This window comes from Acerihabitans sp. (genome assembly GCF_036398755.1).
In the GTDB taxonomy this organism is placed as follows: Bacteria; Pseudomonadota; Gammaproteobacteria; order Enterobacterales; family Enterobacteriaceae; genus Acerihabitans.
The window spans coordinates 40757-53007 of sequence record NZ_DASWOM010000018.1 but is presented as its reverse complement, the minus strand read 5'-3'; the positions used below and the strand labels follow the sequence as shown (position 1 = coordinate 53007).

The window sequence follows — 12251 nt, the reverse complement described above, 5'->3', positions numbered from 1 at the left end:
ATGGAAATTAACGAAACACTATTACGGCAAATCATCGGCGACGTGCTTAGCCAGATGCAGCCCCTGGATAATCAGGTCTCGTTTGCCCCCCAGCCCGCGGCCAAACCCGCGGCGAACGCGCTTCCCGCCGGCGACGGCGCCGCCTGCGATTTTCTCAGGGCGACGGGCGAGGCCCGGCCGGGCACCCATAAAGACGAGGTGATTATCGCGGTCGGCCCGGCGTTCGGCCTGTCGCAGACCACCAATATCACCGGACTGCCCCATAAGCAGATCCTGCGCGAGCTGATTGCCGGTATCGAGGAAGAAGGCGTGCGCGCCCGGGTGATCCGCTGCTTTAAATCATCCGACGTGGCGTTTGTGGCGGTGGAAGGCAACCGGCTCAGCGGGTCGGGCATCTCCATCGGCATCCAGTCCAAGGGGACAACGGTAATCCACCAGCGCGGCCTGCCGCCGCTGTCCAACCTGGAGCTGTTCCCCCAGGCGCCGCTGCTGACGCTTGAAACCTACCGGCACATCGGTAAAAACGCCGCGCGCTACGCCAAGGGCGAATCGCCGGATCCGGTGCCGACGCTTAACGATCAAATGGCCCGGCCGAAATACCAGGCTAAATCCGCGGTGCTGCATATCAAGGAAACCAAATATGTGGTGACCGGCAAGCAACCGCAGGAACTGAGCGTCGCCTTCTGAACGCCAGGACTTTAACCTCTACGCGCGCGCCGCGGCGCCGCGCGAATTAAGGTAACGACGATGAATGCTCAAGCAATTGAAACCATGGTGCGTGACGTGCTGGAACGCATGAACAATCCGGACGCGCTGCGCCCGGCAAGCCCGGCGTCCAGCGCGCCCCAGGCCGTCAAGGCCGGGGTGGCGGATTACCCGCTGACCAATAAACACCCTGACTGGGTGAAAACCGCCACCGGCAAAACCCTTGATGACCTGACGCTCGCCAACGTGCTGAACGGCAGCGTTACCGCCCAGGACGTGCGCATCACCCCGGAAATCCTGCGTATTCAGGCGGATATCGCCCGCGCGGCCGGGCGTTCCCTGCTGGCGATGAACTTTGAGCGCGCCGCCGAGCTGACGGCGGTGCCGGATGAGCGGGTATTGGAAATCTACAACGCCCTGCGTCCGTTCCGTTCAAGCCAGGAGGAGCTGCTGGCCATCGCCGGGGAGCTTGAGTCGCGCTATCAGGCGACCATTTGCGCCGGCTTTGTCCGCGAGGCCGCGGGTTATTACCTGCAGCGTAAAAAGCTCAAGGGCGATGATTAACACCGGGGAACCGGCGGGCGGGAGCGGCAGATGGGTTATATCGTAGGGGTGGATATCGGTAATTCCTCCACCGAGGCGGCGCTGGCGCAGGTCTCCTCCAGCGGGGCATTGACGTTTGTCGCCAGTTCGCTGGCGGAAACCACCGGAATCAAAGGCACCAAACGCAACGTGTTCGGGATAATGCAGGCCCTGAATACCGTAGTGGCGCGGGCCGGCATCACCATTGCCGACCTGACGCTTATCCGGCTCAACGAAGCGACGCCGGTTATCGGCGACGTGGCGATGGAAACCATCACCGAAACGGTGATAACCGAGTCCACCATGATTGGCCATAACCCCAAAACGCCGGGCGGGCTGGGGCTGGGGGCCGGTATCACCATCGGTTTCGACGAGCTTTTGACGCGCTCCGTGGAGGAGCCTTATATCGTCATAGCCCCGGCCGCGCTCGATTTTGCCGATATCGCCGCGATGATAAACGCGGCGGTCAAAGCCGGCTTTCGCATTACCGCGGCGATTTTACAGCGCGACGACGGCGTGCTGGTCAGCAACCGGCTGGACCAGCCCATCCCCATCGTCGACGAGGTGCGTCATATCGAGCGCATCCCGCTCGGCATGCCGGCGGCGGTGGAAGTGGCTGCTAAAGGCAAGGTCATTACCCAGTTGGCCAATCCTTACGGCATCGCCACCGTGTTTAAACTCAACGCCGAGGAAACGCGCGCCATCGTGCCGGTGGCCCGTTCGCTTATCGGCACCCGCTCGGCCGTGGTGGTGAAAACCCCCAAGGGCGATGTCAAGGCGCGCACCATCCCGGCCGGGCATCTGGAGCTGTATGCCGGCAACCGGGTGACCCGCATCGACGTGCACCAGGGCGCGGAGAAGATTATGGCGGCGGTGTCCGCCCTCGGCCGGCTCGACAACGCCGGCGGCGAATCCGGCACCCATATCGGCGGCATGCTGGAGCAGGTGCGCCAGACCATGGCGGAGCTGACCAATAAGGATCCCGCCGCCATCGCCATCCAGGATCTGCTGGCGGTGGATACCTTCGTGCCGGTGAACGTCAAGGGCGGTCTGGCCGGGGAATTCTTTATGGAGCAGGCGGTGGGCATCGCCGCGATGGTGAAATCCGATCGCCTGCAGATGCTGGACATCGCCGACGCGTTGCACCAGCAAACCGGGGTCAGGGTCACCATCGGCGGCGCGGAGGCCGAGGCGGCCATCCTCGGCGCGCTGACCACGCCGGGCACGCAGCGGCCGCTGGCGATCCTCGATCTGGGCGCCGGATCCACCGACGCCTCGATCATCGACGCCAACGGCCGTATCGTCGCCACCCATTTGGCGGGCGCCGGCGATATGGTGACGCTGCTTATCAACTCCGAGCTGGGGCTGGAGCAGCGCCAACTGGCGGAGGATATCAAAAAATATCCCCTGGCCAAGGTGGAAAGCCTGTTCCATATCCGCCATGAGGACGGCAGCGTGCAGTTCTTTGATAAGCCCTTGCCGGCCGAGGTGTTTGCCCGGGTGGTGGTGGTCAGGGAAGACGGCCTGGCGCCCCTGCCCGGCGACCTGGCGCTGGAAAAAGTGCGCGTGGTGCGGCGCAGCGCCAAACAGCGGGTATTCGTCGCCAACGCCCTGCGCGCGCTGGCCCAGGTCAGCCCGACCGGCAGCATCCGCGATATTCCCTTCGTGGTACTGGTGGGCGGCTCGGCGCTGGACTTTGAAATACCGCAGTTGGTGACGGACGCCCTGGCACATTTCCATCTGGTGGCCGGCCAGGGCAACGTGCGCGGCGGTGAAGGCCCGCGCAACGCCGTCGCCACCGGACTGGTGCTGTCATGGGCCGCGGAGGCGAACCATGAGCCTGCCTGAGTTAAGCCATCCGGCCATTATCGTCGTCCTGTGCGGCGGCGTACCGCCCGGCTGGCGTCAGTTGCTGCTGGGCATGGAAGAAGAAGGCATCCCGTTCGCGCTGCATGACGCCGGCGACGACGCCGGCCCGCTGGCAAGCCTGGCGCACCAGGCGTCGAACGCCTCGCCGCTGGCGGTGGGCGTGGCGGTGAATGCGCAGGATATGGTGGTGCACGATCCCCATTTACCCGTCGAACGGCCGCTGTTTGTCCTTAAGGACCATGCGCGGCTGCCGGCGCAAGAAATCCGCCGGCTGGGCTGCAACGCGGCACGGCTGGTCAAAGGGTTACCGTTTAAATAATGCCGGGCAATCGACCCTGAAAAGTCGCCCGCAACAGGAGAGTCAAGATGAACAACGCATTGGGATTAATTGAAACCAAAGGATTGGTGGGCGCCATTATCGCCGCGGACGCCATGGTCAAATCGGCCAATGTCCAACTGGTGGGTTATGAAAAAATAGGATCCGGGCTGGTGACGGTTATGGTGCGCGGCGACGTCGGCGCGGTCAAGGCCGCGGTCGACGCCGGCGCCGCGGCGGCCCAGGGCATCGGCAACGTGGTCTCCACCCACGTTATTCCCCGTCCGCATTCGGACGTCGAGGGCTTCTTGCCCACCGCCACCCCGGTCCTGGGTGAGTAACCTGAAGGTGACCGCGTGAAAACCTCATTGGGCTTGCTTGAAGTCGCCGGTCTGGCATTGGCCGTCAAGGCGGCCGACACCATGGTCAAGGCGGCGAACGTTGCCCTGACCGGCATCGAACGGACCAACGGTTCGGGCTGGATGCTTATCACCATTACCGGTGATGTGGCGGCGGTCAATTCGGCGATAACCAACGGCGCGGCGCTGGCGCACCGGGAACACGGCTGGGTGGCGGACCGGGTTATCGCCCGCCCCGCCGACGGCCTTGACGGCTGGTTTCACGGCGCGGCGGACAGCGCGATAAAAATCCGCCCAACCGTCGACCCCTTGCCGGACGTTAGCCACGGCAAAGACGCCGTGAACGAACAAGACCCTCCCGCCGTCGACGTCACCGGCGCGCCGGCGGACGAGGTCGCCACCGGTGAACCCGCGCGGGATGTTGCGGCCGGGGTCGCCACTGACGAGCCCGAGCGGGATGTTGCGCCGGAGATGACGCCGGCGCAATCGGGCCTATGTAATTTATGTCACGACCCGGCCTGCCCGCGCCGCAAGGGCGACCCCCGCGCGACATGCATTCATGACGGAGAAAGAGGCTAAGTCAGATGGAAACATTGGAGTTGCAGTCCCTGGTGGAAAACGTACTGCTCGATATGCGGCGGCGGCCCGTGCCGCTTGGCGTATCGAACCGGCATTTGCATCTGTCCCTCGAGGATTATGAACATTTGTTTCCCGGCCGGCCGCTGGTCTTTAAAAAAGATCTGTATCAGCCCGGGCAGTTTGCCTCCGAGCAGGTGGTCAGCCTGGTCGGCCCGAAAGGCACCTTGAAAAACGTGCGCATCCTCGGCCCGCTGCGCGGCCAGTCGCAGGTGGAAATTTCCCGCACCGACGCCCGGCTGCTGGGCGTCGCCGCGCCGCTGCGCCTGTCGGGCAACCTGGACGATACGCCGGGTATCAGGCTGGTCAGCGCCAGCGGCGAGCTGGAATTACCCCATGGCGTGATCGTGGCGCAACGGCATATCCATATGTCGCCGCTGGATGCGCTGCTGTTCGGCGTGAAACCGGGCGATGCGGTGCGCGTGGCCCTGCGGGGCACCGGCCGCCGGCTCACCTTCGACGACGTGATAATCCGGGTGGGCGAGCATATGCGCCTGGAAATGCATATTGATACCGACGAAGCCAATGCGGCCGACGCCGGTGACAAAGGCGCCACCGCGGTTTTACTGGGGCGTTGACCATGAGCCAGGGGCAGACGGGGGAACAATGGCTGGCGCAATGTCTGGCGCAGGTTTTACTGCGGCTGCAACAGCGCCAGCGGGCCGAGCTGGTGTTATCGCTTGCGCAGCTGTTGCGCGGCTGGCCGGCGGACGCCGCCCTGCGCCATGCCCGCCTGCGGATTACGCACACCACGCCGGCTTTTTTATCCCGGCTGGCCGACGGCCGGCGGGAGGATGCGGCGCAGGACGCGCTCCGCCAGGCCTGGCGCGACGGCATGCGGGTGCGGCTTGAAATCGACAGCGCCGGATTCGGCCTGCTGCCGGTGGCCGGTCTGCTGCGGCTGCCGCTGCGGTTTTGCACGCCGGACGGCAGGCCGGTTCACCTGCTGGCTGGCCCGGTGGCCGGCTATGCCGATATCCGTCCGCTGCAGCCGGGTTATCTCGTGGTGGCGCGCCATGTGCTGCTCACCGCCTTGGCCAGGGATGAAATCGTTAAACGTCGTCTTCAACTTTACAGGCAGGACTAGAACATGCAACTGGCTCGCGTAATCGGTTCGGTGGTGTCGACGCAGAAGGCGCCTTCGCTGCTGGGTAAAAAATTAATGGTGGTGGAACCGGTCAACGTCGATGGCTCCGCGCCCAACGGCTTCACGCAGCAGGAAGTGGCGGTCGATTCGGTCGGCGCGGGCGAAGGCGAAATCGTGCTGCTGGCGCGAGGGGCGTCGGCGCGCTGGGTTTTTGCCGAACCTAACCAGGCCATCGACCTGGCGATCGTCGGCATAGTCGACACCATTGTTCCCTAACGGCGGCCGGATAAGGAGCGGGTAATGAGCATCTATACCAAAACCGGCGATAGCGGCACCACGTCGCTTATCGGCGGGCAACGCATCAAAAAATATCATCCGCGCGTCGATGCCTACGGCACGGTGGATGAGCTGAACGCCTGCCTGGCGGTGGCCACCCACCTGGTGGGCGACGCGCAAAACCGTCTGCTGCTGCGCGCCATCCAGCGGCAATTATTCTGGCTGGGCGCGGAACTGGCCGACGATCGGCCCGATCTGCGGGCCGAAGGCGTCCAGCGACTGGGCGCGGAACAGATTACGCAGTTGGAGCAGGCCATCGATCGCTGCATGGCGGCCCTGCCGCCGGTTACCGGCTTTGTACTGCCCGGCGACAGCCCGGCCGGCAGCCAATTGCATCTCGCCCGCACCGTGGCGCGGCGCGCCGAACGGCTGCTGGCGCGGCTGGCGGACGAGACGCCCCTGCGCGGCGAGGTGCTCGGTTATATCAACCGGCTGTCGGACTGTTTGTATGCGCTGGCCCGTTTTGAAGATCGCCGCGCCGAAACCGACGCCGTGGTCGGCGAGGTGATGCGGCGCTATCGGGCAAGCGAAGCCCCTGGCGCCGACGGCGATGGGACCGCTATCCCTGAACGCCGCGCGCCGCGCGGCAATGACGCCGACGGATCCCATGGCTTGGTTTCAGGCGTCCCGCAGGCGGCGGATGAACTGAATTTCATACTGGCGCATCGCCTGCTGCGGGCGGCGATGGACGCGGCCGGAAACCTGGCGGTGGCGGTGGTGATGGCCATCGTCGATCGTCACGGCAATCCGGTGATGACCTATCGTATGCACGACGCGCTGCTGGCTGCCCTCGATCTGGCGCCGAAAAAGGCCTGGTCCGCCGTGGCGCTGAAAACCGCCACTCATCATCTTGGCGCACAGGTTCAACCCGGCGCCGCGCTGTATCAATTGGAAGCCTCATCGGGCGGCAGGATTGTCACCTTCGGCGGCGGGTATCCACTCTATCGCGCGGGCCTGCTGATAGGCGGGCTGGGCATCAGCGGCGGCACCGTCGACCAGGACCGGCACATCGCCCAATGGGCCATCTCACAATGCAATGTAGGGAAAGAATCATGAACAATAATGAACTGGAAACGCTTATCCGCAGCATCGTACGCGAAAAACTCGAACCGGCGCGGCGGGAAAACGCCACCGCGGCCCTGTTCGATGATGTCGAACGGGCGATTACCGCGGCCCATACGGCGTTCCTGGCCTATCAGCAGTGCCCGCTGAAAACACGCAACGCGGTGATCGCCGCCATCCGCCATGAACTGGTGCCGCATCTGCAGGTGCTGGCCGAGCGCGGCGCCCAGGAGACCGGCATGGGCCGGGTAGAGGATAAGCTGCTGAAAAACCGCGTGGCGCTGGAAAAAACCCCCGGCGTGGAAGACCTGGTCACCGAGGCCATTACCGGCGACGAAGGCATGGTATTGTTCGAGTATTCGCCGTTCGGCGTAATAGGATCGGTGGCGCCCAGCACCAATCCCACCGAGACCATCATCAATAACTGCATCAGCATGCTGGCCGCCGGCAACACCATATTCTTCAGCCCGCATCCCGGCGCCAAAAATGTGTCGTTGTGGCTTATCGAGCAGATCGAAGCGATTGTTTTCACCGCCTGCGGCATCCATAACCTGGTGACCTGCCTGCGCGAGCCAAGCTTCGAGTCCACGCAACACATGATGAAACATCCCCTCATCGCCCTGCTGGCCATCACCGGCGGTCCCGGCATTGTCAACATGGCGCTGAAAAGCGGTAAAAAAACCATCGGCGCCGGCGCCGGCAACCCGCCGAGTCTGGTGGATGAAACCGCGGTGCTGGATAAAGCGGCGCAGGATATCGTCAGCGGCGCGTCCTTTGACTACAACCTGCCCTGCACCGCCGAAAAAAGCCTGATCGTGGTGGAAAGCGTGGCCGACGCCCTGCTGGCGGAAATGCAAAAATGCGGCGCGCTGATCGTCAGCGGCGACGGCAATATCGACAAGCTGCGCAACGTCGCCATTATCGACGGCCACGCCAATAAGGCGCTGGTGGGCAAAAGTCCGCTGGCGCTGCTGCAAGCCGCCGGCCTGCCGGCGCCAGACAAGGCGCCGCGCCTGCTGCTGGTCGAGGTCGGCGCCGACGACCTGCTGGTCTCGGTGGAACAGCTGATGCCGATCCTGCCGGTGGTGCGGGTGCCTGATTTCGACAGCGGCCTGCGGCTGGCGCTCAAGGTGGAAGGCGGGCTGCACCATACCGCCACCATGCATTCGCAAAACGTCTCGCGGCTCAATAAGGCGGCCAGGCTGCTGCAAACCTCGATTTTTGTCAAAAACGGCCCGTCCTATGCCGGCATCGGCGTGGGCGCCGAAGGGTTCGCCACCTTTACCATCGCCACCCCCACCGGCGAAGGCACCACATCGGCGCGCACCTTTGCCCGCCACCGCCGTTGCGTGCTGAGCAATGCGTTTTCCATCCGTTAAACACCGTGCGTTGAGGTAAAGGAAAAACGATGAAACGTTTTGTCATCCCGACCCGCGTCTATAGCGGCACCGACAGCCTGGAGCGCCTGGAGCGCTACCGGGGCAAGAAAATCTGGCTGGTCTGCGATAGCTTCCTGGCCAAGGGCGGCGCCATCGCGCGCCTGCTGGCGCATCTGGACGCCGATCGGGTCAGCCTGTTCAGCGAAATCATGCCGGATCCGCCCATCGCCACCGTGGTGGCCGGTATCGAACGGCTGCAGTCGATCAGGCCCGACGTAGTGATCGGTTTCGGCGGCGGGTCCGCTATCGACGCCGCCAAGGCCATGGTGTTTTTCGGCCGCCGCCTGGGCATTGCCATCGACACCTTTATCGCCATTCCCACCACCAGCGGCACCGGCTCGGAAGTGACCAGCGCCAGCGTGATAAGCGATCCGGCGCGGGGCATCAAGTATCCCCTGTTCGACGATGCCATTTATCCCGATATCGCCCTGCTCGATCCGCAGTTGGTGGTATCGGTGCCGCCGGCGGTGACGGCCAATACCGGCATGGACGTGCTGACCCATGCCGTTGAGGCTTATGTGTCCACCGGCGCCAGCGATTTCAGCGACGCGCTGGCGGAAAAAGCCGCGCAACTGGTGTTTCGCCACCTGCCCGCGGCCTATGCTCAGGGAGACTGCCTGCGCACCCGGGAAAAAATGCACAACGCCTCGACCCTGGCCGGCATGGCCTTCAGCCAGGCCGGGCTTGGGTTGAACCATGCCATCGCCCATCAGTTCGGCGGACAACTGCACGTGGCGCACGGCCTGGCCAACGCGCTGCTGCTGACCGAGGTCATACGGTTTAACAGCCAGGACGCGCGGGCGGCGAAAAAATATGCCCGCCTGGCCAGGATATGCGGCCTGGCGGCCCGGCAAAGCGACGATCGCGCCGGATTAAACCAGTTGCTTAACCATATCAGCCAGCTAAAGCGACGGATCGGCATCCCCGCCGGCCTTGGCGCGCTGGCGCTCGGCGCGGAAAAAATACGCCTCGCCGCGCCCGATATGGTCCGCGCGGCGTTAAGCGACGCCACGTTAGCCACCAATCCGCGCCCGGCGTCGGATAACGATATCGGGGCGATCATCAGCGCCGTGATATAGCGATAAACAGGACACCATGAATAGCGAAATAAAGACCGAGCGCGTGATCCAGGAATATGTTCCCGGCAAACAAATTACGCTGGCGCATTTAATCGCCAATCCCAATAAGGATATTTATAAAAAACTGGGGCTGAATGAAGATGACAATGCCATCGGCATCCTCACCATCACGCCGAGCGAAGCCTCAATTATCGCCAGCGATATCGCCACCAAATCCGGCGCGATAAAGATTGGTTTTATCGATCGTTTTACCGGCGCGGTGATTATTTGCGGCGATGTGTCCTCGGTGGAATATGCCCTGAAACAGGTGCTGTATACCCTGGGCGAGATGATGAAATTCACCCCCTGCGCGCTGACCCGGACCTGAGCGGTGAAACGCTTGATGCTGCTCGGGCCCAGCCAGTCGGGGAAGACCACGCTGCTGCAATGCCTGCGCGGCGATCCGCTGGTTTACCGCAAAACGCAGTCGATGGTCTACCTGGCCGACGCCATAGACAGCCCGGGGGAATATATCGAGAACCGCCACTTTTACAGCGCGCTGCTCTCCAGTTCCTACGAGGCGGATATCGTCGCCTTGGTGCAGGGCCTCGACAGTGAGAACAGTTATTTTTCACCCATGTTCGCCATGTTGTTTAATAAACCGGTTATTGGCATTGTCACCAAAAGCGATATTCCGGTGGGAGAAAAACAACGGGCGTTCGTGATAAATCAATTAAAGCAGGCCGGCGCGGATCCGCTGTTTATCGTTTCGGCCACCCGGCGGGAAGGTATTACGCCACTGCTGACGTATCTGGAATAAACTTTTTCGGAGTAACAGATGACACACCTTATCATGGCGGTTAATTCCGGCAGTTCGTCGCTTAAGTTCGAATTGTTTTCCATGCCGGCGGAACGCACCCTGGCCAAGGGACTGTTCGAACGGCTGGGCAGCGGCAGCGCCGTTTTCACCCTGCGCGCGGGCGAGCGCAGGCAGCAGGCCGAGGTCGCGCTTAACGATCACCAGCAGGCGGCGGATTACCTGCTGGACACCCTGTTGCAACAGGGCGTGGTCGATTCCCTGGAACGTATCGACGGCGTCGGCCATCGGGTGGCCCACGGCGGCGAAACGTTCAGGGATTCCGCGCCCATCGACGACGCCGCACTCGTGGAGATTGAAAAACTCAGCGCCCTGGCGCCCATCCATAATCCGGTCAATGCCCGCGGCATCCGGGCATTCCTGCGCCGCTTGCCGCACGCGGTCACCGTCGGGGTATTCGACACCGCCTATCACCAGACCATCAGCGAAGCCGGATACCTTTACCCGCTGCCCTATCGTTACTACCAGGATTACGGCATCCGCCGCTACGGGTTTCACGGCACCAGCCATAAATACGTGGCCGAAACCTGCGCCGGCCTGCTGGGCCGCCGGGACCTCAGGATCATCTCCTGTCATTTGGGCAACGGCGCCAGCGTCTGCGCCATTGACGGCGGCCGCTCCGTCGCCACTTCCATGGGGTTCACGCCGCTGGCCGGGCTGATGATGGGCACGCGCTGCGGCGATATCGATCCGTCGATCCCGGCGTTTATCGCCGAACGCGAAAATAAATCTGCACAACAATTGCTTGAGATCATGAATAACGCCTCCGGCCTGCTGGGCGTCTCTGGGATCTCCAATGACTGTCGTGATATCGTAAGCGCCGCCGAATCGGGTAATCACCGCGCGGCGCTGGCGCTGACCATGTTTACCGATCGCATTCGCAGCGTTATCGGCGCTTACGCCACTGAAATGGACGGTGTGGACGTGGTGATTTTTACCGCCGGCATCGGCGAGAACGCCGCCGGCATCCGCCGGCAGGTGTGCCGGAACCTCGGGTTCCTGGGCATTAGGCTGGACGATAATAAAAATGAGCGCCACCTCACATTTATCCAACAGGACGGCGCGCCGGTTATCGTCGCGGTGATCCCCACCAATGAAGAACTGATGATCGCCCGCGACGTCATGCGTGTCGGTCTCAGGCTACCAAAAGAGGTGCAACATGTCGGGTAAGGTATGGCTGGTGGGCGCCGGTCCGGGCGACCCGGGACTGATTACGGTCATGGGACTACACTGTCTGAAGCGCGCCGACGCGATAGTCTACGATCGCCTGGTGAATCCGCTGCTGCTGAAAGAAGCCGCCGCGCACTGTGTGCTTATCGATGTGGGCAAACGCGCCGATCACCACCCCATCCCGCAGGATCAGATTAACGCCATCTTGATTGAACAGGCTACTATGGGCCGCGAGGTGGTGCGCCTGAAGGGCGGCGATCCGTTTGTCTTCGGCCGCGGCGGCGAAGAGGCCGAGGCCCTGGTGCGCGCCGGCGTCGCCTGCGAAGTGGTGCCGGGCATCACCTCGGCCATCGGCGGGCTGGCGCGCGCGGGCATACCGGTAACCCATCGCGATTTCGCCTCATCGTTCCATGTGATTACCGGCCATCTGCGCGACGGCAAAGATCCGCACAACTGGCGGGTGCTGGCGCAGCTTGAGGGTACCCTGGTTATCCTGATGGGCATGTCGCGGCTGGCGGATATCTGCCAACAGCTTATCAGCCACGGCCGGGACGCGGACACGCCGGCGGCGGTGGTGATGAACGCCAGTCATCCGGAGCAGCGCACCGTGCTGGCCACCCTCGGCACGCTTGCCCAGGAAAGCGCGCGGGCGGGCATGGCGGCGCCCTCGCTGATTGTCATCGGCGAGGTGGCCGCGCTGGCCCTGCTGCAATCGTTGTGATACCGGCGGCGTGGCCGCGCTGGCCCTGACGCTA

16 protein-coding genes are annotated in these 12251 nt (G+C 63.2%); all 16 read left to right on the top strand.

Features of this window, described 5'->3' with window-relative positions; translation table 11 throughout:
• From VGC33_RS03750 to cobA, 16 genes are read left to right on the top strand one after another with little or no spacing between them, the layout of a single operon-like run.
• Window positions 1–687, top strand: coding sequence for a propanediol/glycerol family dehydratase medium subunit (locus tag VGC33_RS03750; protein ID WP_331119253.1), 687 nt, complete (start codon window positions 1–3; stop codon window positions 685–687).
• A gap of 60 nt (window positions 688–747) precedes the next feature.
• Complete coding sequence (gene pduE / locus VGC33_RS03745; protein ID WP_331119181.1) at window positions 748–1269, top strand: propanediol dehydratase small subunit PduE; 522 nt, start codon at window positions 748–750, stop codon at window positions 1267–1269.
• A 30-nt stretch (window positions 1270–1299) separates the two neighbouring features.
• A complete protein-coding gene (locus tag VGC33_RS03740; protein WP_331119179.1) occupies window positions 1300–3135 on the top strand; it encodes a diol dehydratase reactivase subunit alpha in 1836 nt (611 codons plus the stop codon).
• Window positions 3122–3475, top strand: coding sequence for a glycerol dehydratase reactivase beta/small subunit family protein (locus tag VGC33_RS03735; protein ID WP_331119177.1), 354 nt, complete (start codon window positions 3122–3124; stop codon window positions 3473–3475). Before VGC33_RS03740 ends, VGC33_RS03735 begins: the two co-directional genes overlap by 14 nt.
• A gap of 47 nt (window positions 3476–3522) precedes the next feature.
• Window positions 3523–3813 carry a BMC domain-containing protein gene (locus VGC33_RS03730; RefSeq protein WP_331119175.1) on the top strand — a complete coding sequence of 97 codons (291 nt, stop codon included), beginning with the start codon at window positions 3523–3525 and terminating at the stop codon, window positions 3811–3813.
• 15 nt (window positions 3814–3828) lie between these two features.
• The gene (locus VGC33_RS03725; RefSeq protein ID WP_331119173.1) at window positions 3829–4410 is read left to right on the top strand and encodes a BMC domain-containing protein; all 582 of its coding nucleotides are present in this window, start codon (window positions 3829–3831) and stop codon (window positions 4408–4410) included.
• Between the two features lie 5 nt (window positions 4411–4415).
• Window positions 4416–5045, top strand: coding sequence for a phosphate propanoyltransferase (gene pduL, locus VGC33_RS03720; RefSeq protein WP_331119171.1), 630 nt, complete (start codon window positions 4416–4418; stop codon window positions 5043–5045).
• Window positions 5046–5047: 2 nt separating this feature from the next.
• Window positions 5048–5554 carry a PduM family microcompartment protein gene (gene pduM, locus VGC33_RS03715; protein ID WP_331119169.1) on the top strand — a complete coding sequence of 169 codons (507 nt, stop codon included), beginning with the start codon at window positions 5048–5050 and terminating at the stop codon, window positions 5552–5554.
• Window positions 5555–5557: 3 nt separating this feature from the next.
• Entirely contained in the window at window positions 5558–5830 is a 273-nt protein-coding gene (locus VGC33_RS03710) for a EutN/CcmL family microcompartment protein (RefSeq protein ID WP_331119167.1), read from the top strand.
• A gap of 24 nt (window positions 5831–5854) precedes the next feature.
• The gene (locus VGC33_RS03705) at window positions 5855–6946 is read left to right on the top strand and encodes a cob(I)yrinic acid a,c-diamide adenosyltransferase (RefSeq protein WP_331119165.1); all 1092 of its coding nucleotides are present in this window, start codon (window positions 5855–5857) and stop codon (window positions 6944–6946) included.
• Window positions 6943–8331: an aldehyde dehydrogenase family protein gene (locus VGC33_RS03700; RefSeq protein WP_331119163.1), complete on the top strand. Its 1389-nt coding sequence runs from the start codon at window positions 6943–6945 to the stop codon at window positions 8329–8331. Before VGC33_RS03705 ends, VGC33_RS03700 begins: the two co-directional genes overlap by 4 nt.
• Window positions 8332–8360: 29 nt before the next feature.
• Window positions 8361–9470 carry a 1-propanol dehydrogenase PduQ gene (locus VGC33_RS03695; RefSeq protein ID WP_331119161.1) on the top strand — a complete coding sequence of 370 codons (1110 nt, stop codon included), beginning with the start codon at window positions 8361–8363 and terminating at the stop codon, window positions 9468–9470.
• A 16-nt stretch (window positions 9471–9486) separates the two neighbouring features.
• On the top strand, window positions 9487–9837 hold the full coding sequence (gene eutS / locus VGC33_RS03690; RefSeq protein ID WP_331119159.1) for an ethanolamine utilization microcompartment protein EutS: 351 nt from the start codon (window positions 9487–9489) through the stop codon (window positions 9835–9837).
• Window positions 9838–9840: 3 nt separating this feature from the next.
• A complete protein-coding gene (locus VGC33_RS03685) occupies window positions 9841–10269 on the top strand; it encodes a EutP/PduV family microcompartment system protein (RefSeq protein WP_331119157.1) in 429 nt (142 codons plus the stop codon).
• A gap of 18 nt (window positions 10270–10287) precedes the next feature.
• Complete coding sequence (locus VGC33_RS03680; protein ID WP_331119155.1) at window positions 10288–11496, top strand: acetate/propionate family kinase; 1209 nt, start codon at window positions 10288–10290, stop codon at window positions 11494–11496.
• Window positions 11486–12217: a uroporphyrinogen-III C-methyltransferase gene (gene cobA / locus VGC33_RS03675; RefSeq protein ID WP_331119153.1), complete on the top strand. Its 732-nt coding sequence runs from the start codon at window positions 11486–11488 to the stop codon at window positions 12215–12217. The genes VGC33_RS03680 and cobA overlap by 11 nt, the downstream gene beginning before the upstream one ends.
• Window positions 12218–12251: the final 34 nt, after the last annotated feature.